This window comes from Bradyrhizobium sp. UFLA05-109, assembly GCF_054185165.1.
On record NZ_JBBIAR010000098.1, the window covers coordinates 1 to 21,361 of the forward strand.

General features: G+C 60.9%; 17 protein-coding genes, 1 tRNA gene and 1 pseudogene. 9 read left to right on the forward strand and 10 right to left on the reverse strand.

Going from position 1 to position 21,361, the window contains the following annotated elements; genetic code table 11:
• Positions 1 to 260: 260 nt before the first annotated feature.
• Positions 261 to 1,166, reverse strand: coding sequence for a LysR family transcriptional regulator (locus tag Q3C01_RS41240; RefSeq protein ID WP_458151068.1), 906 nt, complete (start codon positions 1,164 to 1,166; stop codon positions 261 to 263).
• A 277-nt stretch (positions 1,167 to 1,443) separates the two neighbouring features.
• On the opposite strand from Q3C01_RS41240, the gene Q3C01_RS41245 reads away from it, so the two are divergent.
• Positions 1,444 to 1,806, forward strand: a complete 363-nt coding sequence (locus Q3C01_RS41245) for a globin domain-containing protein (RefSeq protein ID WP_458151069.1) — start codon at positions 1,444 to 1,446, stop codon at positions 1,804 to 1,806.
• 407 nt (positions 1,807 to 2,213) lie between these two features.
• On the opposite strand, the gene Q3C01_RS41250 is transcribed toward Q3C01_RS41245, so the two are convergent.
• The gene (locus Q3C01_RS41250) at positions 2,214 to 5,576 is read right to left on the reverse strand and encodes an adenylate/guanylate cyclase domain-containing protein (RefSeq protein ID WP_458151070.1); all 3,363 of its coding nucleotides are present in this window, start codon (positions 5,574 to 5,576) and stop codon (positions 2,214 to 2,216) included.
• 335 nt (positions 5,577 to 5,911) lie between these two features.
• Positions 5,912 to 6,121 (reverse strand): hypothetical protein, encoded by a 210-nt coding sequence (locus tag Q3C01_RS41255; protein WP_458151071.1) that lies wholly within the window; start codon positions 6,119 to 6,121, stop codon positions 5,912 to 5,914.
• Between the two features lie 588 nt (positions 6,122 to 6,709).
• Here Q3C01_RS41255 and Q3C01_RS41260 point away from each other — a divergent pair.
• The 3 genes from Q3C01_RS41260 (at position 6,710) to Q3C01_RS41270 (ending at position 7,791) form a co-directional block, all read left to right on the forward strand.
• Positions 6,710 to 7,078, forward strand: coding sequence for a hypothetical protein (locus tag Q3C01_RS41260; RefSeq protein WP_458151072.1), 369 nt, complete (start codon positions 6,710 to 6,712; stop codon positions 7,076 to 7,078).
• Positions 7,078 to 7,221: a hypothetical protein gene (locus tag Q3C01_RS41265; RefSeq protein WP_458151073.1), complete on the forward strand. Its 144-nt coding sequence runs from the start codon at positions 7,078 to 7,080 to the stop codon at positions 7,219 to 7,221. The genes Q3C01_RS41260 and Q3C01_RS41265 overlap by 1 nt, the downstream gene beginning before the upstream one ends.
• Positions 7,222 to 7,551: 330 nt before the next feature.
• Positions 7,552 to 7,791, forward strand: a complete 240-nt coding sequence (locus Q3C01_RS41270; RefSeq protein WP_458151074.1) for a hypothetical protein — start codon at positions 7,552 to 7,554, stop codon at positions 7,789 to 7,791.
• 127 nt (positions 7,792 to 7,918) lie between these two features.
• Here Q3C01_RS41270 and Q3C01_RS41275 read toward each other — a convergent pair whose 3' ends face one another.
• From Q3C01_RS41275 to Q3C01_RS41305, 7 genes are all read right to left on the reverse strand, one after another.
• Positions 7,919 to 8,542 carry a tyrosine-type recombinase/integrase gene (locus Q3C01_RS41275; protein WP_458151075.1) on the reverse strand — a complete coding sequence of 208 codons (624 nt, stop codon included), beginning with the start codon at positions 8,540 to 8,542 and terminating at the stop codon, positions 7,919 to 7,921.
• Between the two features lie 95 nt (positions 8,543 to 8,637).
• A complete protein-coding gene (locus tag Q3C01_RS41280; RefSeq protein WP_458151076.1) occupies positions 8,638 to 8,955 on the reverse strand; it encodes a hypothetical protein in 318 nt (105 codons plus the stop codon).
• Positions 8,956 to 9,009: 54 nt separating this feature from the next.
• On the reverse strand, positions 9,010 to 11,406 hold the full coding sequence (locus tag Q3C01_RS41285) for a DUF3631 domain-containing protein (protein ID WP_458151077.1): 2,397 nt from the start codon (positions 11,404 to 11,406) through the stop codon (positions 9,010 to 9,012).
• Positions 11,407 to 11,475: 69 nt separating this feature from the next.
• Positions 11,476 to 12,126: a hypothetical protein gene (locus tag Q3C01_RS41290; protein WP_458151078.1), complete on the reverse strand. Its 651-nt coding sequence runs from the start codon at positions 12,124 to 12,126 to the stop codon at positions 11,476 to 11,478.
• A gap of 72 nt (positions 12,127 to 12,198) precedes the next feature.
• Positions 12,199 to 12,411: a hypothetical protein gene (locus Q3C01_RS41295; protein WP_458151079.1), complete on the reverse strand. Its 213-nt coding sequence runs from the start codon at positions 12,409 to 12,411 to the stop codon at positions 12,199 to 12,201.
• Between the two features lie 515 nt (positions 12,412 to 12,926).
• On the reverse strand, positions 12,927 to 13,748 hold the full coding sequence (locus Q3C01_RS41300; protein ID WP_458151080.1) for a hypothetical protein: 822 nt from the start codon (positions 13,746 to 13,748) through the stop codon (positions 12,927 to 12,929).
• Between the two features lie 12 nt (positions 13,749 to 13,760).
• Complete coding sequence (locus tag Q3C01_RS41305) at positions 13,761 to 14,996, reverse strand: tyrosine-type recombinase/integrase (protein ID WP_458151081.1); 1,236 nt, start codon at positions 14,994 to 14,996, stop codon at positions 13,761 to 13,763.
• A gap of 151 nt (positions 14,997 to 15,147) precedes the next feature.
• Here Q3C01_RS41305 and Q3C01_RS41310 point away from each other — a divergent pair.
• The 5 genes and pseudogenes from Q3C01_RS41310 to Q3C01_RS41330 form a co-directional block, all read left to right on the forward strand.
• Positions 15,148 to 15,549, forward strand: a pseudogene (locus Q3C01_RS41310) (Bug family tripartite tricarboxylate transporter substrate binding protein); the annotation flags it as partial.
• A gap of 325 nt (positions 15,550 to 15,874) precedes the next feature.
• Positions 15,875 to 15,950, forward strand: a tRNA-Ile gene (locus Q3C01_RS41315).
• 534 nt (positions 15,951 to 16,484) lie between these two features.
• Positions 16,485 to 19,298, forward strand: coding sequence for a xanthine dehydrogenase family protein molybdopterin-binding subunit (locus Q3C01_RS41320; protein ID WP_458151082.1), 2,814 nt, complete (start codon positions 16,485 to 16,487; stop codon positions 19,296 to 19,298).
• Positions 19,295 to 19,846: a (2Fe-2S)-binding protein gene (locus Q3C01_RS41325; RefSeq protein ID WP_458151083.1), complete on the forward strand. Its 552-nt coding sequence runs from the start codon at positions 19,295 to 19,297 to the stop codon at positions 19,844 to 19,846. Before Q3C01_RS41320 ends, Q3C01_RS41325 begins: the two co-directional genes overlap by 4 nt.
• On the forward strand, positions 19,843 to 21,123 hold the full coding sequence (locus Q3C01_RS41330) for a c-type cytochrome (protein ID WP_458151084.1): 1,281 nt from the start codon (positions 19,843 to 19,845) through the stop codon (positions 21,121 to 21,123). Before Q3C01_RS41325 ends, Q3C01_RS41330 begins: the two co-directional genes overlap by 4 nt.
• The last annotated feature ends 238 nt before the right edge of the window (positions 21,124 to 21,361 follow it).

The following is a 21,361-nucleotide window of genomic DNA, read 5'->3' on the forward strand; positions in this document are numbered from 1 at the left end:
TTCCTTGGAAGCTCTCCCGTCCCGAATGAGGGACAGTGGTCGGGATCACCATCCCGCCGGATGTGAGGTTAGCAGGGCAGCCCTGCAGCAAGAGAGCTCACCTCGGATCGCTGTCGGCAGAAAACCGTTGACAGGGGAATCATGACTAGCACCCGACCGCAAGCCGAACGCCAGATTCTTCTTGCAACGCGGGCGTCGTCCACACATGACGAGAGCAGACCTGGCAGCGGCCCCGCTTGAACCTCTTAAAGCGGCCTCGGTCACGGAATTTTGGCGATTTCCACCAGCCGACTGCGCAGCCAGCGATGGGCGATATCTTTGTCGACGCGCGGATGCCATACGGCGATTACATCGAAATCAGGAACATCGACAGGAGGCTTGAGCACAACCAGCCGCCTATTGTTGTCGCGCAGCAGGCGAGACGGGACGAGTGCGACAAGATCGTCCGTCTGTAATATCTCAGGCAGGAGCAGGAAGTTGGGCACGGAGTAGCGAACCTTGCGCTGTAACTTGAGCCGAGCAAGCGCCTGATCGGTTGGGCCCTCGAAGGATCCGCCAGTTGGCGACACCACAACGTGATCGTAGCTGCAGAAACGCTCAACGGTCATGGCCGCACGCCGCGCGAGCGGATGTCGGGGCCGAACGGCGACGACATAGCGTTCGCGGTAAAGCAACCGGGACGGCAGATCAGACATCGCAAACTCAGGAATGGTCACTGCGAGGTCGATCTGTCCACGTGCGAGGGCGTCGCTGATGCCATCGATGATCGGCGGAGCAATGGCGAGGCGGATCTGTCTCGCTTCGCTTCTCAGCACCTTTACGAACGGGACGAGAAGAGCGTGTTGTAGGTAGTCGTTGCTCGAGATGGTAAAGGTCGCCTTGGCGCTGGCCGGATCGAATGCATCGGGTGTGACGAGATGCTGGCTGTCGGCGAGCAACTGCTTCAGCGGAACGGCCAGCGCCTGCGCACGTGGAGTCACCAGTAGGCCGCGCTGCGTCCTTACGAACAGGGGGTCGCCAAAGAGGTCGCGCAGACGTGCCAACATGCCACTGATCGTTGGCTGTGTGTAGCCCAGCCGTGCGGCTGCTCGCGTGACGTTGCGCTCATCGAGCAGCGCATCGAGCACGACCAGCAAGTTAAGATCAATCTTCTTGATATTGCGCATGGCAATATCAGAAGCATAATATTGCGATTGGAGCAATGTCAGGCCAGCAGCTATTTATTCCCAACGCAGACGAGGGAGAAAACCGAGGAAGACCGCCACAACTGCCTCCTTGGTGATGTCGATGTTCTGAGCTTCGGTGAAGTTTCGATGCTTTCCCAAAGTCAGGTCACGCGCCCTCAAATCGAGGCCGTCAGCCCGTGCTGGCGGCGCGTTGTCGCCTCAACGGGTGAAGAGGCTGGCTGCCAAGCTAAAACCCTGAACTGTGTTGGAGCATCCAATGTCCCCTGAACAGAAAGATCTCGTGAAAAACACATGGCAGAAAGTTGCGCCGATGGCAGACGCGGCGGCGCGCCTGTTCTACGACCGGCTTTTTGAGATCGACGCAACAACCCGGCAGCTCTTCAAGACAACCGACCTGGCGGAGCAACGCCGGAAGCTCATTCAGGCTCTCACAATGGTCGTGCGAGGGCTCGATCATCTCGAGGCGCTTGTTCCCACCATTGCAGATCTGGGTCGGCGCCATGCCCAATTCGGAGTCACGGATGCTCATTACGAAGCGGTTGGTGCCGCTTTGCTGTGGACGCTGGAGCAAAGGGCTCGGATCAGGGTGGACGCCGGAGGTGAAGGGTGCCTGGTCTAGCGCTTATGCCCTGCTGGTCGATATCATGCGCGCAGCCGCTACCTCAACGGCGACTGCAAACATTTGATCGACGTCAGGCTCGACAGGTCAGGTCAGCATCATCGTCTTCGGAAACCCCGCGGTGACGAGGTGATCGAACGATGTTGGGCCATGTCTCTTGTTGGCCCTGCGCGTCATTTCGTGGCGACGCAGTTTTTTGGTCGCTTTCGGGCGCGAAGCGGACATTGACGGCCGTGTGGCCTTAACGAGCACCGACGCGAATGACCCATTTCGTAATTTTCAGCGGATCGTTTGTTTTGGTGCACAACAGCCCCCATGGTGAATTTGACGAACTTCGAGCGTCCAACTTTTTTTTGCGTACGCGCCCCGCTCTCGCAGATACAAAGGACAGGTTTCGTTCGATGCCATCAGTGGATATTGGATAACAGAATTTCGTTTTCTTGCAAATCCATGGATTCGCCGTTGCCACGGAGCAACCGGCAGATTGGCGCGAGCAGATTCTCTGCGTCGTCCTCTCGGCCCTGCGCCATCCATAGCCGGGCAATGCGGCCCGCCGCGCGAAGCTCGAGCATGTGCGCATTTTGCGAACGTGCGACGGAGAGAGCCTGCTGGTAATGCTGTTCCGCCGTTGCCTCATCCGTAGTCATGTGCAGGTCGCCGATGACACGATAGATTTCGGCTGCGATGGAGCGCTCCTCTGTTTCCTCCACTAGCGCCATGGCTTCGGCCGCGGCGGATAAACCCGCGGCCCACTGACGCCTCGCCAGCAGGGCGTCGGCCAGCAGCACCAGGAAATAGGGAACCTGGAACAATGCGCCTACCTGACGGTGGCGGGTGATCGCATCACGAATTTGGATGATCGCCTCATCGCCCGGGTCAAGCGCGGCCCGCGCCGCAGCCCGAACCGCCGATCCCGCCGCTGCGTTCATAGCAAAGCCATGTTCCTCGGCCAATCGCACGGCCCTATCGGCACGCTCATACGCTGTCGACCAATCGCGGCGCAATGCATGGAATAGCGAATTCCAAAATAAGCCGCGCGAATAAGTGTAAGGATGATGCACCCTCTCGATCAGAAGCATTAGCCTCTGGCCGGTTTCCGCGGCCTTAGCAGGAAAGCCGTTCAGCCATTGACTCAGCATACAATAGCCGTAGGCGACTGCCGCGACCTCCATACCGAAGCGCAACTCGACCTTGATGTTGCCGCTTGCCTCGTAGCAATCGATCGCCGCCTCGAAATTATGACGCGCGTCTATCAAGTTTCCGGCCGCCATTTGACTGAGCCCAAAGGCCGTGTGGGCTGTGACCCGTGTCGATCCGATTGGATCGGTTTCAGTACAATCTATCAGCTCGCGGGCCACTCCAGCGGCCGCAGGACAATTGCCGCGCATATATTCATAGAGCCACATCTGCCAGAGAACGGCCGGTGTCTCCGTCTTGTTGCCGATACGGCGACACAGGTCGAGGGCTCGACTTGCCGGCGGTGCCACCTCCTTTGACGAGTAGCCGTAACTCGCGAGCAGCGCCGGAACTAGAGAGAGATGGAGATCCAGATCGAGTCGAAGTCGTTCTGCGTCAGATTCAATGCCGTTGAGAAGGCTGATCCCGGCGCGGAGATGACTGATCGCCTCCTTGTTCGCGGACCGAGCGAGCGCTCGCTCGCCTGCTTTGAGCCAATAATGGGTTGCCTTCCTTGTTGCGGCCGCGCGTGTGAAGTGGTGTGCGAGGAGTTCGGGCTGCGAGGCAACAAGCTCCGTGAATTGCGTTTCGTAAACTTCGCCAATCTTGGCGTGTAGCGCCTGGCGGTCTCCTCGGAGCAGGCTTTCATAAGCCGCGTCCTGCACCAAGGCATGCTTGAACATATAATGCGCGGCGGGTGCCACGCCGCGCCCCATTACCAGTTCGGAATTCACGAGTTCGGCGAGTGCGCGCCGCAAGTTCGACTCATCTAGTGACGACACCGCGTGAATCATGTCATAGGAAAACCCGCGGCCTATAGTGGCCGCGATCTGCGCCGTCATCTTCGTCGATTCCAGCCGGTCGAGCCGTGCCATCAATGAGTCGTGCAGTGAACTCGGCACGACGACGCTCTGCAGCGGTTCATCCAGTGCGAATTGGTCGTCACTCTCGCGCAACACGCCGGATTCAAGGATGGCGCGCGTCAGCTCCTCGATGAACAGCGGTACCCCGTCAGTTTTTTCGACAATCTGATCGAGCGCTGCGCTCGGCAAGGCCTTCCCGCGCGCGACATGATGTGCGAGCGTGACTGTTTGCTGCCGACCAAGGCGGTTAAGCGTCAGAGTTGTGATGTGGGGAACGCCAATCCATCCGGGGCGAAACTCCGGGCGGAAAGTACACAGCATGAGAACAGGAAGCTTGCGGATTGCATCGACCAACAAGTCCAAGAATTCGAGCGAGGTTGGATCAAGCCAGTGCAAATCTTCCCAAATCATCGCGACGGGAAGTTTACGGCTAAGACCCGCTAACTGCGCAATCAGAGCCTTAAATGTCTCCTCTTTCTGGCGCTGCGGCGTCAGATCAAGCGGTGGGTAGCGCATTTCGGTCGGGATCGACAGAAGGCCAGCGAACAATGGTGCGACCTCGGCGACGGATTCCACGGCTTGAGCGAGCAGACTCTCAAGCTTGTCGAGACGAGCTTGAGGGCTGTCCCCGCGGTCAACGCACATCGTGTGGTTGAGTTGTTCGATCACTGGATAGAGCGGTGCGTTCGTATAAAACGGCGAGCATTGAAACCGCAAGCGTGTGTGAGTCACCGGGAGAAGACGGTCGCGGAAGGCCTGCGTTAATCGCGATTTCCCGATCCCCGGCTCTCCCGATAGGAGAACGACCTGGCCCTCGCCCGCAATGGCCCAGTGCCACCGCTCCATCAACATGCCGAGTTCGTGATCGCGACCGATTAGCGGCAGCATGGTCCCGCGGAGCGCCTCGAACCGGCCCTCCGTTCGGCCCTCACCGACGGCGATCCATGGATGCAAGGGCTCGTCGAAACCCTTGAGGCGCGTCGGCCCGAGATCGATAAATTCAAACAGGTCGCCCACGAGTTGCCGAGTCAATTGCGCCACAACCACCGCACCGGGGTCGGCCATGCCTTGCAGCCGAGCGGCGAGATTCGGGGTTTCGCCCACTACCGCCCTTTCGCGGGCCTCTTCGTCACCCACGAGCTCGCCAACAACGACGAGACCTGTAGCGATCCCGATCCGGGACGCAAGAACGCTTCCAATCGGAGTCTCGATTCTCGAAACCGCATCTATAATGGCGAGACCGCTGCGAATGGCGCGCTCAGCCTCGTTTTCGTGTGCGGCAGGCCAACCGAAATAGGCGAGGACTCCGTCCCCCATGAACTTCGCTACATGCCCTTCGAAACGCGCGACCTCCCCCGCAACGGCGTTCTGATAGGCGCGCAAGATGTCGCGCAGGATCTCAGGATCGACTTGTCGCGACAGCGCCGTGGATCCGACGAGGTCGCAGAACATGACGGTAAGTTGTCGCCGTTCACCTTCGCTGCGTCGCTCCGCGGATTTGGGCTCCACTTCCTCGGGCGCGGGATGGGGCTCGTGCAACCCGGCAATCGCTGCCGCCACGACCCGCCGCGGACCAAGTGGCAGGCCAAGTTCTTTGAGATCGCTCTCGGTCAGATGTGGCAGCGCTTCGAAAGTGATCTCGTTGTCGACAAAAAGCTCGGCATATTTGCCCAGGCCGAGCCGTTGCAGCCACGTTACGACGTCCGACGCCGCTGCTGATCGTTCGTTCACAGGCTACTCATCGGATTCCATCCCCCAGCTACTGGCGTCGTGAACTGCCCTGGACTGGATCATATCACCCTGACAAGGTCTCGCCAATTTACGAAGGTAGGATTGGCAAACGGCGGCGTCGGATGGCGCGCCGGACCGCCAATTGGTGATGGCTGCAGTCGGGCAACCGTTACCAAGATGCCAAGCGGCTGCCCGAGAGATAGCCCACAAATCCCTAACCCAGCGGATTGGAGCGCTGGGTCGGGTCGTCGGTAATCGTCACTCAGCTCTGATCCGTTTCACCACAAAGTCCGCGATTTGGCCCGCGAGATTTACCTTGCAAACCTGCTCGAATTTTAGGCCGGGCTGGAATTGGCCTCAAGAATGGCGAAGTGATCGCCTTTGTGGCACAGATCGACACCAGCGAAGCCTAAACCGAGAAGCTGCGTTATTTTGTCGCTGAAGGACGCGATGGCCGGGGTTAGTTCGGTAGCCCTGCCGATTGCTCTCATCTCCCACTGCATCGTGAACTGATTGCGGTGCTGCAATCGGCGAAGATGAACCACGTCACCATCATCACCACCGAATGGGGTCGCCCATTCACGGTGGATGGGATGATGCGCCAGCTGAATTACCGCTGATCTTAACCGAACACGCCCGCAAGCGAGCGCAGTCGAGCGACATTTCGATGCGAATTTTGGAGGCAATCCACGTCAATGCCGATCTCAGTCCGTTCGTGGGCAGCGGGTGTCGATCACTCATGGTCAGTCGGCGACGGCTCGCTCGATTGGCTGACGGGATTCCCGCGGCCGATCGAAAGCGCGTGGATGGCGCGGTCCTTGTTGTCGAACCCAAAAGCAACGCGATTATCACCGTCTTGCATGCTCACAGTCGGACCGGTCGCCGCTATCGGCGGCACCGAGACGGTCGGCGTTACCGAGCACGTCGGCGGAGGCCGCGTTGACATTCCTGGCGCAGATCGCCCGTCTGATCAAATGCCTCGACCGCTTTCTCCGCTCGACGCTACGAGATCAACCGCTTGCCGCTTGTAGTCATCCGTAAACGACCGACGTTGACGTCCTTCCATCCGACACCTCCTGGCTCTTCGAGCCTACTACAGGTGTCCATCAATTCGGAGGAGGTTCACTGCTCGTGTGTTTGTGTTCGCGACGAGCTTGAACTTCATGGCGCAGCGTAATTTCAGAGTGCCAGTTGGAGGGGATGAGGACGTCCCGAGCTTTCCCTCGCCGCTGGCACCAGACCGGGGAGCAACAGCCCTCAATCTGGTACATCAAGCGGCCGATGTCTTCCGCAGTATGGAGAAGCGCGCCCGCGAGACTGAAGCCCGCGCCCAATCGCTTTGCACGAGCGCCTTAGAAAGATTGAGGCTTGCCGAAGGGCGCGCGGAGGCCGCCGAGCGGGCACAACGTGAACTCATCATCGCTACCGACCTTAATTGCAAGATGCTTGCCGAGCGCTGGAGCAAGCGCAGTCCTGTATTGAGGCTCAGAAGGATAAGTTGATGGCCGTGGAGCTCCGTGCCGAAGCTGCTGATGCCGAAGCGCGACGAGCCAAAGAAGCGCTCGCGCTCGTTGAAGGGGCCATTCGCAAGCGTCTGCTTTGCGCAAACCCGCCTGCCGATGGCAGGTTGACTGCGGTAGCCTGATCCATTGCGACTGCCATGGCTCACTGGGCGCTACCGTGGGCAGGCGCGGCACGAGCGAACACACCCCTGCTGTGAGCTTGGCGGCAGCCACCTCCGTTAGGCCAACGATTTGAAATCGGGCGGGACGGGATCGACCAAAAATAAGGTTCGGTGCAGTCGGAGAAGCTCATTTTTCTTACGGCACGAGGCGCGGCGTGACCCCGCGCGCCAATTCGAAATGACAGATCCAATCGATAACTAGCTATTAACCGTGTTGGATTATCTGGAGAGTTGGGCATTCGGGGCGCGTGTGCTGGCTTGCTGGCCAGCCGGTTGTGTAGGCGTGGACCCGTGGCCCTTGACCCGGAAGAGTTCGTCACCCTGACAGATCACGGCTCGATGAAACTGCGCGCGGCAGTATTGCGCGCGATGATGTTGCTACCCAAGGAACGCAAGCGGACAACAATCGTCCGCGAGGGGGAACCGGCGATCCTGCATTTCGAGCAGATCAAGAAGCTTGCGGCGCAGTGGGAGGTGCACGGGTCCGTTCGTGGCCCCATTGACACATCCAACGTAAGCGATCCCTATTAGTCGGCGATATCGGTTAGGACCGCAATTCGACGAGCGCTGTCCGTAAAAAAAGCATGCTTTCCGACGAATTTTTCCCTCCCCGGGACCTTAGTCGGAAAGCATGCTTGGGACCCCAATCTGAGTGCGATCAAACGCGCCAGAAATTCTTGAACCTGGTAGGGGACAGCTCGGTGTAACGCACGGTGTGCTGGATGTTCTTGTGTCCGAGATAGGCCTGGAGTGCTCGGGTGTCGTGGCCCTTGGCAGCCAGCGCGAACCCGCAGGCGTGCCGCAGCATGTGCGGGTGCGCCTTGAAGCCGAACCCCGCCTCCATTCCCGCCCGCTCAACCATGCGCGCGAAGCCTGCGGTGGTGAAGGGGGAGCCCCGCTCCGATGTGAACACAAAAGGAGACTTCGGCTCCTGCTCGCGTTGCAGCCGGCGCAGTGAGCGCAGCTCGTCGCCGAGGATCGGGTGGGTGCTGGGACTGCCCTGCTTGACCCTGCGGACGTGCAGAGTGGCCGTGGCGAAGTCGATCTGATCCCAGCGCAGGTCGGTCAGCTCAGCCGCCCTCAAGCCATGCCGATAGGCGATCAAGATCATCGTGGCATCCCGGTGCGACCATCGGTTGCCCTTGGTGGCCCTGAGTAAGCGCTCGACCTCAGTCGGCGTCAGGTACTCGCGCGTGCGAAGGTCGGCATTGGATCGACGCCGCGGTGTAACTGTTCGTTTTTCGGTGGCCGGCCTGACAACACGGAGATGGGATTTGGCCAAGGATTTCGACTCTGCGAGATAGGACTGTTCGTATAAGAACCCAAGAACGAACAGTTTGCAATGCCAGTAAATCCTTGGACCGGCGTATACGCAACTCAGGTCTTGGGCTTTGGCGCTGGCGGGATCAGCAGGACCTTGGCATCCGGCAAGCCGCCTGACGCAATGAGGTGTAGCTCGGAGTCGGAGAACTCCTCGATCGGTACGTCGCGACGATCAATCACCTGCGTAGGCTTCCCGTCCAGACGGTCAGCGATCTCCCGAATGGCGGCGAGATCACCTTCCTCTGCCTTATCAGCCAATCTCTCCGCAATCCTGTGCAGACGAAGGGGGTCGCGCTTGAGCGCAATTCGTAGCGCGTCGTTGAACGGCCTTTCCCTGTTCACACTGCCGATGGGCCGTCCCATGATGTTCACCCTCCATATCCGGTTTGGCATCGATATGAGTCTACTCCGAATTCATGGATGGAACTATGTTCGTCGGGTTGCCGCCTTCTCAACGCGGTCAACCTCGGTGTCGACTGCGCTGTCTAACACCTCGTTGGCCAGCGTTTCGCGCAATTCCTTCTTGGCTTGTTCCTCGGCCAAGGCCGGACTTAGCTCGCCTCTCAACTGTCCCATCCGCTTGCGCCACCACTTGGCCAGCTGCTCGACCCGGGTTTTGTCCAGTTGCGATATTCCCTCTCTTTCCTCCTGTGGCAAGGTACCCTCAGTACCCTCGGTACCCGGTGCGATCTCGAAATATCTTTCCAGTGTCGGCTCGGTTACCGGGGTTACCGGGGGTACCGCGTCACAGGGGATAAGAGAGAGGTAGCGACGCCATGCATCGGCGAGTGGTGCTATGGGATAGCCCTTGGTCTGTTCTCGTACGCCGGGCGTAAGCCGCAGATTGGTCCGCTTCACGCTGTAGTCGCGGAGGCGACGGCTTAACTGATCGGGCGAAAGCCTCTCGCCCTTATTGATTGTCTGCCAGGGGCTGTCCTCTAGCGTGCAGAGATCATCCAGTATTTTCTTGGTGGACAGACCAGGAGGCTGTGCCTGCTCGACGGCCGTGAGCCTGTTGAGAAAAACCGTGCGCAGGTCTTCCAGTAGCCGCAGGTTGAGGCTGACGGGTGTCTCCCTTGCGACCGTCACAAGCGCCGCGGCGGCCTCACGGGCCTTCTGCGGCCACTCACCGCCCACCAGATCGGCTACCACCAGCAAAGGCTCCCACGCGTCGGCCTGACGGTCCTCAACACCTGCGGGCAGTTCAGGGCGTGCGGCCTCGGCGTTCTTGAGCATCGGCTTGGCCCACACAGCCAAACGTTGACCAATCGCCTGCCCTTCTCGAACATGGATGCGCTGCCGAAACGGTTCGATCGTTTCAGTTTTCAGACGGCGTCGCATGCGGATGATGATTGAGCGCGACAGCAACGTATCAGGCAACCACCCAAGGCCAGCCATTGCCACAGCCGAATAGACCGGCACCTCTTCTGTCACGACGGTGCTGCCGTGCACGACGCAGCGCCCGTAGGTGGCGCCGCGGCGATGACCGGCATTGATGAAGCCCCGGATGTCTTCGTGCTCCTTGGCCTTTGGGCCGAAGATAGTGTCGATCTCGTCAAACAGGACCGTGGGCGGACCCGCGTCATCACCGGCTTTGCGAAACAGGTAAGCGGCCGACGCGTTAACCGTGCTGATCGGACGTGCTACCAGCGGCTCGGTCGCTTCCAGCGCCCGGGTCTTGCCGCTCTCAGGCTCCGGCGACAGCAAGGCGAGGCGCCCAGTGCTCTCGAATGCCTCGATCAGATGGGTGTGGGCGCACCACAGGACGTGAGCGACGCGCGCGTGCTCGGACGGATAACTGACGAAGCGCTTCACGTATGCAAAGGCATCATCCAGTATGGTCGCGCCCTCATCTGCGGCGATCGGTACCCGCGGTACCCCCGGTACCCGCTCGGGTGGGTGTTCGCCAAGCGGCGGTGTCGGCTCCCGTTCCTCGTTTTCGCGTGGAAAGCGTTCCGCACCGCGCACCGCGCGCGGGATGTCATCGTACCGAGCCTGGCAGCGTTCGTTACGCGCGGCCTCGGATTGCTCCATCAACCCGCGCAGCATGTTGACCGCCGCACCGCCGGACATGCCGCTCGTCACCAACCGGATGGCGAGGTCGCGAATGCTGTCGTGCAGCGCGCGGCCGGCGATGATGTTGGCTTGCAGGTAGCCCCATTGATCGATGCCGCTCGGTGCGTCGACCGATCCGGCATGGCCGTTGCCCTTAGGCTTCCCGCGCTTGCTCGCCGGCTTCCTGGTGCGCTGGTAGCCACGAGCCTCAGTCAGGGTTGCAATGTCGTCAACGAGCGCTTGCGCTTCCTCGACCGTGATCGCGGGCAACTCCGCGCGCTTGGTGTCGCCGGGATTGCCGCCGATCCACTGGTACATTTCGTGAGTGACGGGATGAACGCCATGCACAACGACTTGCTGGCCCATGGCGAGGAATTCGATCTTCTGGTCGGTGTCGCCGTCAGCCGCGGTTAAGGGAACACTGATCTTCTTGAATGGCGTATCGGTCTGAAACGGGATCGCGACCTTGGGACGGCGGCCGTAGCGCAACAGGATCTTGCCGCGACCAGCGAAGCGCTCTTGCACCAATATGACAGCGGCGTCGACCGCCTCGGCGTCTAGTACATCGATGTCGAGCGTGGGTGCGGTGACGCACAGCATGCCCGTATTGCTGGCGTTGGGGAAATCTCTGGCCCACGTGGTGAGCGCGGTCTGCGCCGTCTCCAGCGTGCGCCGCTCCCACTGTTCCGACTTCGCGTTCTTGCCGTCGCAAGGTACCGGCACATAACCGTTCTCGATCAGGCGCGAGCGCACTTCTGTTGGTGTCATGATGGCCACGTCGAAATAGGAGAAAGGAAAAAGGGCGAGGCCGACGCCTCGCCCTTTTCACGACATTGGTTAGGTGGTGGGATCGTTCATTCCGCCGCTGTCGTGCGCAATGGCGGTCGCCTCTGCGCCGGGAATGCTCCAGTCCACAATCTTGAAATACGGCTTGGATTTCCTGCCGTATTTCGTGTCCATCACCTGCCATTCCAAGGACACCAGAGGCACGACACCGGGCCGCAGAGCGCGAGCATTGCGGACAGCATTCTTGAGATCCTCGACCGCGCTACGTCCGCCGGCTGACGCCGTGCAGAAGGTGTACGCCGCACAGGTATGCGGATCGATCAGCAACGCCTCGCGACTGTTCTGCCACGGGTCAGTGGGCTTGTCGTCCGGGCCGCATTCCCAAGCGCTTTCGTCGTCATATCCAAGTTCGTGACGTTTGGGATAATGCCCGTCAATTTCCGTCACGAACTCGACGACCTTGCCGTTTTCCCAGCGCTTCCAGCCGGTCTTGATACCCAGTACGATAAAGCGCGCGCCATTGGGGATGACTGTCTTCTCCTTCCCGGCATACCACTGCTTGTCTTCATAGCGCAGCAGCGTGCCCTGGATCTGACGGCCGCTGGTGTCGTCATCGATGGGACTATTCCAGCCGTCATCAATGGGTGTATGGGTCCGCATGGCAGTGCCGATATCGGCACGGTTGCTAGAATTGTCTTGCATCTTGTTTCTCCGTCTATCTTGATCACAGAAAAGACGGCGCCACGGTTCGTCCCGGTGCCGCCGTCGTCGCCACTACATGCGGCGGAGTCCCTCCAGAACATCGACAAGTTCGTCGATAGCGGCGTGAGCTTCATTCGCGCCGCCGAGGTGATCCGGTGGGATGTGGTCGGCAACCAGATCCAGTTTCAGGATGAGGTCGCCGATCTTGCGGTCGAACACCGCCCTGCTGGCGGTGTTCCGGGCGGCCCTTGCGCAAGCCGCGTTGTGCGCGTAACTGAGTGTCATCAACTGACTCCACACTCTGCCGGTCCCGACACTGATTGACCTCGGATGGGACCGGCGCCTTCCTCGCCGCGCAAAGCTTCCCGTTCGCTGAGAGGGGCGATGTCGCTCCCAGCGTGGGGTAGGTTTTCGATTTCTCCTTTGGTTACTTGCTGCGCAGGCTCGCTATCCAAGCCGCGCCGTCGTCTGGCGTGACGCGAATAGCCCGCCCAAAGTACGTCTCGCGAGGACCACGGCCGTTCCGCTTTGCTTTTTCGTAGAACGACCGCGAGCAGTTGGCTGCCGCGCAAAGCTCATCAATCGACCACGCGAGCTGAGGGACGTTCGGATATTTCTCCCGGTTTGCGGCGCGTGAGCGCGCCATTTTTTGACCACCTCCTTTGTTTGTCACGACGCCTTGCAACGCCTCACCCTGCAATATGCAAGAGGATCGATTTCATTAGGGGTTTTTGTTTTTCACTTAACCGCGCCCGTTAAGTGAAACGGCGCTATGCTAAATGAAATGGCGCAGTGCTAGATTAAATGGGTTCTTTCCGAAAGAAAGCCCGCCATAGCGTGGTGTCGCCAACATCGGAGTTCAACACCCTGCGCAATCCCGGATAGGCCTGTTTCGGCTTTAGCTCTGGATGATCGCGCAAATAGGCGAGGCCACCCTTAATCTGCTCCGCCGTCAGTTTCCCTCTGCGCTTGCGCTTGAGCCGTCCCGCAACTGCTGCCGTATCACCAGCCTCGGTTGCATATAGCGAACCACTTGCGGCAGCACTGTCGCCCGCTTTGATCGCTGAACCCGTGCCAACCCGCTGCGATGCCTTTCGCGTTGAACGCTTGCGCGCTGATCGCGGCTTGGCCTTCCTCGCGTCGATTTCTTGCGGTGCCAGTGCTGGCCACGCTTTCACGCAGTCCGGTTCCCAGAGATAGAAGACCCAGTTAGCTGTCAAAGTGAAGGAAGGTCCGGTCGGCAGACGAAACGCGACGCGGATATCTCCATTCACCCAGTACGCCAAATAATGGTCACCCCAGAACGACGCGGGCAACAACTCAGGGCTCGCTGGCTGATCGTCCATCTCAATTTTTTTGTTAGCAATTACCTCGAGTTCAGCATCAGTAAAGTCCTGAATGCTCAGCGTGTGTTCGCCGGCATAACGGCGCATGCAACGTATCTTTTCGCTCACCAGCGCTTCGGTTAGATCGCGAGCGATCAGGTTTTTGTGGCCGATGTGGCGAGAAAGCCGTTCAGTAATTTCGGCTAGGGGCATCCACCGCGAATCATCGAACACCAGTTGCGTTGATTGCTTGGCCTTTCTGGCCTTTTTGATCTTCGACTTCTTGGTCTTCGCCATATCAGAGGCCCGCTAGATCTGTACCACTTGGGCCCTCCCGGGCGGCTCGTCGTCTAGCAATGCGGCCCGGGCGATCTCGTCGGTGTGCTCGATGATGTATTTCCCGTAGTGCTGCCTGATCATTTGTTCACTTGTGTCGTGCAGATCAGCGACAAGCTTGGTGTGCAGGCCGCGCATCAGCATGCGCGCGATTGACGAATGCCGGAACACATACGCCGTCACATCCGGCGCAAGCCCAACGGCCTTGACGATCTCGATGAAGGGTCGGCGGTAGTCGCCGGATGGGTTCGTCTCGTGCCACGGCCTGCCATCGGCCTGCAGCAACAGCGGCGCGTCATCGGCGCGGCCCTTGGCCGCGTGCTTCAACTTCGCGCACAGCGTCGACGTAATCGGGACCGGGTAGCGTTGCAGCTTTTTCTCGGCGCGGTTTCTGCCGCCTCCTTTCGCGGTCTTGCTCACCATCAGGCGCGGCTTGTCGCCCGTGATTAGGTCTTCGACGCGGAGCCGCTGCGCCTGTATCGGTCGCATGCCGGTAGCCGCCAACACATCGCACAACAGGCCAAGCGCGCCATCGTGTCGGTAAGCTTCGGCGATCAGCGCGCGGATGGTGTCATCGGGGTAAATCAGCTTTCGCGCCCGCGCCGCATTGGGCAACGTCTCGAGGCCAGTCTTCCAGACGTGGCTGCGGTTCGGCGCGGACAATTCTAAGGCAGCGCGCACGTTGTTGCGGATGCGGTTGACGCTCGACGGCGCGAAGCCCTTGCCGACGAGCCTGTCGCGCCAAGTCTTCAATTCATCGGCGTTGATCAACGCCAGCGGCTTGCTCAACAGGCTCGGCGCGAGATGGCAACGCGCAATCTTCGCGTTGTATGGATTGGCGCTCCGAGCTCGCAGATCAGCTTCGTACCTTGACAGCGCCCCGTCGAGCGAGAGCGGCTTGCTCGGATCGTGCTCGGTGTCATCCTTGCTGCGATATAGCCTGCGCGCCTCGGCAACGGCCTGCTCATAGCTCAGCACGTCCTTGCCGTTGGCGTACTCATAGTCGTCGGCGGTGCCGATCCGCTTCAGCCATTCGCCGCCCCCGCCATCGGCGGCGCGGATCGACCAGGAACCGGCGTGATCGTTGCGGCGATAGCCAAGCGACAGGCCGGGGCCTAGCCGCTCCCAATACGGCTTCTTGTTCTCCTTGATCGGCAGCCTCAACCGCGCGGATGCGCTTTCGAGTGACGAGCGGGGCTTGCGGGGCATGGGTGACCGGACAGTGTCAGGAACAGGTGCAAAAGATGCCAAACGGCGTCACAAGGCAGTATAAGGAAAAATGCATACAATAGATTAGGTCAACTCGCCTCACCTTGCCTCGCCTTGCCAAGACGTAGAATGTTCCCTATCGCGGATCTGCGCCTTCCCCGACATCATCTCCAACAAGGTGCAGCTGATCTTCGACAACCTGCCCTCCGCGCTGGAGCAGGCGCGCGGCGGCAATGTCCGCGCGCTCGGCGTCACCTCGCCAAAACGCTGGCCGAGCGTGCCTGACGTTCCCGCCATCGCCGAGACGGTGCCGGGATTCGAATCGGTCGGCTTCTACGGCATCTCGGCGCCCAAGGGCACGCCGACCGAGATCGTCGATCTCCTCAACAAGGCCATCGGCGAGGCGCTGAAGGACCCGAAGCTGGTGGCGCGCCTCGCCGAGACCGGCGGCATCCCGAGGCCAATGACGCCTGCCGAGTTCGGCAAGCTGGTCACCGACGAGACCGAGAAATGGCGCAAGGTGGTGGAGTTTGCGGGGGTGTCGGTGGACTAGCGGGCGGCATTGCACCCTTCCTCAAGCCCAGAACCAGCGGAGCGGATCCGGCCCCGATCAAAACATCGAAAACAACCCCATGCAAAGTAGAAATGGCGGTGTCTGGACTGATGCGGGTGACGTCGAGGCAGTTGACACGTCGGGCAAAACAGGAGCATAAGTGCAACATCGCAAATTTCGGTAATTCATAAACGACAGGTCCGGCCGCTTCGGGCACGACGCCGGCATTTCGGTCGAGCAGAGTCGGCATTGCGCCCTCCGCTCAGGCCCTGTAAACGAACGACGCACCGTTGCCGGCCTCACTTGTCGCGGCCGCCTCGCGGCGGGGCCTGTAGCTCAATGGTTAGAGCCGGCCGCTCATAACGGTCTGGTTGCAGGTTCGAGTCCTGCCGGGCCCACCAGTCAAATCAAATGGCCTAGCAACTTTTCATTTCATGGCCAGTTGATCACCGTACCAGAAATGCCTCGTTTCTTTTCTCCAATTGAAGCTTTAGCGGTTCGCAACCTACTCTGCCGGCGTCGATCTGGCTGCGACATCTCTGCGTGATCGCAGATTCGGCGGCAACTTCGCATTGGGAATAAGCGCAACTGGCTGCATTCCCTGTCCTGGACGACCTTTCGACCGATCGAGAACCTGCGAACGGAACGTGCAGATCGGCGATGGCGCCAGCAGCTTATCCGCATAAGCCTGTGATCATGGACGAGGGCCTAGGCCTTGGTCTCCAATCTCGAAAGCAGACATAGCCGCGCCCAAGACCGAATGTCGGCTAAGGGCAGAAGCGGACGTAGAGCCTAGCCGGACAACGAATGCTTTCCGCGGGTCGGGCTTTGTGCCATCATGTCAAGGCGGACGAGCGGATGGTTACCGGATTGGTCCCTCGGATTGATGATGTGATCGAGTCGAGGCAATCGTCGTGCGAGCGCCTTCATCGGATATGCGATCCGCGCCAGGCGTTGGCTCGCGGCCGTCGCGGCGGCAGGTGCTGCGGGCGAGCCTCATCGGCGGCATTGCGGTGTACGTTGCCCCCTTGGGAAGCCGGGCCTTCGCCTCGCTGTTCGAACAGCAGTTGCTGACGCGGCCCGATTGGGCCGATGGCATTCTAAAACATCGAATCGACGGCCCCTCGAAGGTCATGGGGGCAAAAGTGTTCGCGCGAGATATTCGCGCCCGGGACATGCCACATTGGCCGCAGCAGCAGTCACATGCATTGGTGCTGCGCACGACGAAAGCCGATCGCATCTATGCCGGCTTCGACCTGTCATTGCTCGGTGACGAGTTCAAGCCTGACCGCGTGGTGACGGCGAACGATCTGGCGCGCGACGGGCTTGCATTTCCTGACTTCTACGGAGAAGACATGCTCTTGCCGGAAGGCAAGACGCCGGCCTATCTCGGGCAGGCGGTCGCGATCCTCATCTTCCAGGATTTCGTCCGCTTTCGCTTCGCCAAGGAAAAGCTCCAGTTCAACGACGCTCTCATACGCTACGGCGCGATTACCGGGCCGCTGCAGCGCGATCCATGGGAGGCGGTCCGTTTTGTGCGGGTCGGCGGCGAAACGCCCTACGCCGATGACGTATTTTCCAGCCTCAAGGACGCGCCATTCTCGCCCGGCTACGAAAAGCATGAGCCGGTCTGGCCCACTCCGGCACTCGACGGCGATCTCGCGGCGCGGGGCATGTACCACGCCAAGGCCATCGGCGAAGAGCTGAAGCAGCCGCCTGCCGAATGGGTTGTGCTCACGCGTCGCTACGCGACGCAATCGGGCGATACCGCAGCACTCGAGCCGGACAACGCCAATGGCTGGTACGACAGCGAAAAGCAGGAGTTGCATCTGGTCGTGCCGACGCAATCGCCGCAGGAACTGGCGAAACGCGCGGCCACCATGCTGCAGCAAAGTCGCATCGGGTTGAAGCGACTGTTCCTGCACCCTTGCTACACAGTCGGCTATGGTTCGAAAGACAGCTACAGCACGCCGTTTTACGCGCTCGTGACCGCCGTCTACGGCAACAGCCGGCCGGTGCGCCTCGCAAACGACCGGTTCGAGCAATTCCAGGCGGGCCTCAAACGGCACCAGTTTGACATCGCGTACACCGTGTCCGTGGAGCGCGGGACCGGCCTGCTACGGTCACTGCGCGCCGGGATCATCGCCAATGGCGGGGGCCGCAAGAATGTCTCGGACCTCCTCGTCAGGGTGGGCGCGACGTCGCTCGGCTCGGCCTATTACTTTCCGAAAACCGATGTGGCCGCGATCGCCGTCGCGTCGCGCGCCGTTGATGCCGGCTCGGCGCGCGGCTACGGCGCTCTTGAAACCATGACCGCGACCGAACTGATGATCGACGAGATTGCCGGCGAGCTGGGTCTCGATCCCATCGAGTTCCGCCTGCGCAACGTCCTGAAGACAGGGATGAGAAACACCCAGGGCGCGATTCCGACCGGCGCTCTGCGCGCCGAGACGGTGATGGAGAAAGCCCGCGCCCACCCACTGTGGAGTGGTCGCGCCGCGCGCAAGCAGGCCTTCGAGGCCGCTCATCCCGGAAAATATTACGGGGTCGGCTTCGGCTGCATCCAATGGCGCTTTGGCAACGGGGTGGAAGGCAGCCTTTCCAAGGTCGAGCTCGCGCCCAATGGACGCATCACGGTTTTCAACAGCGGCGCCGAGATCGGCACCGGCACGTCTTCAGGACAGGCCGTGGCCTGCGTGCGCTGGCTGGGCCGGCCGGCCGATGCCGTCGAGCTTGCCGTCACCGACTGGGCAGACCTGCCGGTGGAGACGAGTGGCGATCCCCGAAGGATGAGTCAGACCGATCAGGATCGCCTGGCGGCGAATCCGCGATGGAGTCCTGCCTACGCGTCGGCGTCCAGTGCGAGCAACTCGTCCTACTACCTCTCGCATACGACCCGCGAGGCGGCGCGCTTCGTCTTCGTCCACGGACTGTGGCCGGCGGCGCTGGCGATCTGGACAGGTGGCGCGGCGGGCTCGCGTGTGCCTGCGCTCGAAAGCGCACGTTGGCGCGATGGATCACTGACCGCCGATGGCCGGGAGCCGTTGCCGCTGGCTCGCCTCGCGCAGGAAATGCACAGGCGGGGTCTCGTGGTCGGCGCTGCGGTACACGGTTTCAATCGCTGGCGATGGGCCGAAGCCGACTTTGTGGTGAACGGCCTTGCGATGCGCGCCCCCATCGACGCGCTGTCGCTGCGATATGGCGACGGCAGCGACGCGTCGGCTACAACTTCACCCGGCCGCTATCACGTGGTCGACCGCGAGGCGGTGTTCTTCCCGCCGACCCAGAACTACAACGCAATGGCCGGCTACTGCACCGCGGCCGGCACGTTGGCCGAGCTCGCAGTGGACGCAGGCAGCGGACAAGTGACGCTGCTCTCACACCACACGCTCCTCGACTGCGGCACCGTGCTGGTGCCGGACCTGGTATCGGGCCAGATCCAGGGTGGCGCCGCGACCGGCATCGGCCTCGCGTTACATGAGTTCATGCCGCTCTACGAGGACGGTCCCGGCAACGGCACCTGGAATTTCAACCGCTACCATCTGCCGCGTGGCAGCGATGTGGCAGCCTGGACGCAAACCGCCGAGATCTTGCCGCCCTTGTCGGAAGACGAGCCGCCAAAGGGCATGGCTGAAGCGACGGTGATACCTATCATGTCCGCGATTGTGAACGGGATCGCGCATGCGATCGGCCATCGTTTTCGCACATTGCCGGTCACGCCGGATCAGATTCTGGCGGTGCTGGGATGAGCCACCCGACCCGCTCGCTAACGGTGACCATCAACGGCCAGCGTCGCGGCCCGCTCGATGTGCCGGAAGGCTTGATGATGATCGATGTGCTGCACGAAATGCTCGAGCTCACCGGGCCGCGCCTAGGGTGCGGCATCGGCATCTGTCACGCCTGCGTCGTGATCTGGGACCGGGACGATCGCACCAGCGAAGAGGTCCGGACCTGCATCACCGGCGCAGGATTCTTCGACGGCAAGAGCATTCGCACGATTGAGGGCATCGCCCGCCGCGACGACAAAGGGCAGGTCCTCGCGCTTTCTCCCGTGCAGCAGGCGTTCCTGGACAAGTTCAGCTTCCAGTGCGGGTACTGCACGCCGGGCTTCGTGATGGCGGCCACGGTGCTGGTCGAGCGGCTCGCGCGTGCGCCGGTCGCGCGCGGTGAAGTGGAGGCGACGGTGGCTGCGGCCCTCGAGCCGCACATCTGCCGCTGCACCGGATACGTGCGCTATTACCAGGCCGTGCGCGACGTGATCCTGGCGACGCCCGGCCTGATACGGGACGCCGGATGAAATTTCGCCGCCCCGGCCGCTGGGTCTTGGTGATTGCAGGGGTGATCCTGGTCGCGGTCATCGCCACAACCGCCTTTGCTCTCCAAAACCTGCTGACCGGAAAAAGCGGCGGCCCAACTCAGATTGTCAAAGCTCCCGCCGACGTGGTCGTCCGCGGAAAGTATCTCGCCGCAGCAGCGGACTGCGCCGCTTGCCACACCGCGCCAGGCGGCGCGCCATTTGCCGGTGGCCTCGCCATGCAGAGCAACTTCGGCACCATCTATGCGACCAACATCACGCCTGATCCGGATGAAGGCATCGGCCGCTGGAGCGCCGACGATTTCTGGCGGGCGCTACACGACGGGGTCAGGCGCGACGGCCAGCAGCTCTATCCGGCCATGCCGTACACGTCCTACCGCGGCATGACGCGCGCAGACTCGGACGCGATTTACGCCTACGTCATGCAGTTGCGCCCGATGAATGTGGCAAGTCCCGTAACCGACCTGAAATTTCCCTTCAACATAAGGCTTAGCCTGGTCGGCTGGAATCTGCTGTTTCTGCACGACAGCTTGCCAGCACTGTCTACCGGACAATCCCCGACATGGCAGCGTGGCCGATATCTGGTGAACGTGCTGGGACATTGCGGCGAATGCCATACACCGCGCGGCATCGTGGGCGAGATGGAGCTGTCGCGATCATTGACCGGTTTTGCGCTCGGACGCGTCGCCGCACCGGACATCACTCCGGAAGGTTTGGCGGACCGTGGCTGGACTGCCTCGGGACTACGTGGATTTCTGGGGCGCGGGACCACGCGGGAAGGCTCAGCCTTTGCCGACATGCGTACGGTCGTCGCACTGAGCACCAGGAACATGACGGCCGAGGATCTCGATGCCGCGACGAACTTCTTGCTCGGTGACGATCCGCTCCCGGTGCGGCCGCCAGCCATCGATCCGGCACAAGTTCGTGCCGCTGCAACCGGCCCGGGACGATCGACCTACGTGGCGCTGTGCTCAGGCTGCCATGGTCTCGACGGCAACGGTGTGCCCAACACCGTGGTCGCAATGCGTAACAACAGCACGCCGCGCCTTGCTGACCCTCGCAATCTGATCGTTGCCATGCTCGACGGCGTCGGGTTGGAAAACTTTCCGCATCGCGAGAACATCGAGGCGATGCCGCCCTTCGCCGACAAGCTGAGCGATGGCGAGGCGGCGGAGCTTGCGAACTATATCCGCGTTACGTTCGGCGGACGGAAGGGCGACGTGACTGCGGCGGACGTGCGCGCGCTACGCAAGAAATGAAATGGTCGCGGAAGCGATTTTTCCGCTTTGGGTCCCAGAAGCGGAGACTCGACTTGATAAACCAGACTTCCGCTTTTCATTCAATGGCGGAAGAGCAGTGTCTGCTTGCTCAAGCTCCGACCGACCGCACCAGTTTCGCATCAGAAACGATCTGATCAAAGGACAACAAACTCGAACGAAAACGAACAAAACCGCGGCAAAAACAACGAAGCTGAACATTATCCTCCGGCTCATAACG

Bases quoted from the DNA above. Each gene is read 5' to 3' on its own strand.
- Q3C01_RS41240 (WP_458151068.1), bottom strand. From the start codon at position 1,166: ATGCGCAATATCAAGAAGATTGATCTTAACTTGCTGGTCGTGCTCGAT.
- Q3C01_RS41245 (WP_458151069.1), top strand. From the start codon at position 1,444: ATGTCCCCTGAACAGAAAGATCTCGTGAAAAACACATGGCAGAAAGTT.
- Q3C01_RS41265 (WP_458151073.1), top strand. From the start codon at position 7,078: ATGGCCGTGGAGCTCCGTGCCGAAGCTGCTGATGCCGAAGCGCGACGA.
- Q3C01_RS41285 (WP_458151077.1), bottom strand. From the start codon at position 11,406: ATGACACCAACAGAAGTGCGCTCGCGCCTGATCGAGAACGGTTATGTG.
- Q3C01_RS41290 (WP_458151078.1), bottom strand. From the start codon at position 12,126: ATGCAAGACAATTCTAGCAACCGTGCCGATATCGGCACTGCCATGCGG.
- Q3C01_RS41295 (WP_458151079.1), bottom strand. From the start codon at position 12,411: ATGACACTCAGTTACGCGCACAACGCGGCTTGCGCAAGGGCCGCCCGG.
- Q3C01_RS41300 (WP_458151080.1), bottom strand. From the start codon at position 13,748: ATGGCGAAGACCAAGAAGTCGAAGATCAAAAAGGCCAGAAAGGCCAAG.
- Q3C01_RS41305 (WP_458151081.1), bottom strand. From the start codon at position 14,996: ATGCCCCGCAAGCCCCGCTCGTCACTCGAAAGCGCATCCGCGCGGTTG.
- Q3C01_RS41320 (WP_458151082.1), top strand. From the start codon at position 16,485: ATGCGATCCGCGCCAGGCGTTGGCTCGCGGCCGTCGCGGCGGCAGGTG.
- Q3C01_RS41325 (WP_458151083.1), top strand. From the start codon at position 19,295: ATGAGCCACCCGACCCGCTCGCTAACGGTGACCATCAACGGCCAGCGT.
- Q3C01_RS41330 (WP_458151084.1), top strand. From the start codon at position 19,843: ATGAAATTTCGCCGCCCCGGCCGCTGGGTCTTGGTGATTGCAGGGGTG.